The sequence below is a fragment of the Cellulomonas biazotea genome (assembly GCF_004306155.1).
Lineage (GTDB): Bacteria > Actinomycetota > Actinomycetes > Actinomycetales > Cellulomonadaceae > Cellulomonas > Cellulomonas biazotea.
Map to the genome: position 1 here is coordinate 1 of NZ_BIMR01000484.1, position 588 is coordinate 588.

1 pseudogene is annotated in these 588 nt (G+C 79.4%); it reads left to right on the forward strand.

The annotated features are described in order from the left end of the window. Positions 1-588, forward strand: a pseudogene (locus CBZ_RS20350) (helicase-associated domain-containing protein); the annotation flags it as partial.

Consider the following 588-nt stretch of genomic DNA (forward strand, 5'->3'; position numbering starts at 1 on the left):
GGCGAGCACGTCGTGCGGCTCGTGGCCCGCGTCGCGCACCTGTGGGAGCGGCAGCCGGCGCCCGTGCTGCGCTCGGGCGGGCTCGGTGTGCGCGAGCTGCGGCGCGTCGCGGCGACGCTCGAGGTCGACGAGGCGGAGGCCGCGTTCGTCGTCGAGCTCGCGGGTGCCGCGGGGCTGGTCGCCGACGACGGGGAGGAGTCGCCGTCGTTCGTGCCGACCCTGGAGCTGGACGACTGGACGGCCCTCGACGTCCCGCAGCGCTGGTCGGCGCTCGCGCGGACGTGGCTCGCGACTCCCCGGACGCCGTGGCTCGTCGGAGGCCGTGACGAGCGCGGCGCGGTCCGGGCGGCCCTCGACCCCGAGCTGCACCGGGCGTGGGCGCCGCGGCTGCGCTCCGCGGTCCTGCAGGTGCTCGCCGACGTCCCGGAGGGGGTCGCCCCGACCGCGCACCAGGTGCTCGACACGCTGCGCTGGCGCACGCCGCGCTCGGTGCCGCCCGCGTCCGCCGTGACGGCGGTGCTCGCGGAGGCGGGCCGGCTCGGTGTCGTCGGCGCGGGAGCCCTGTCGCCGGCCGGTCGTGCGCTGCTC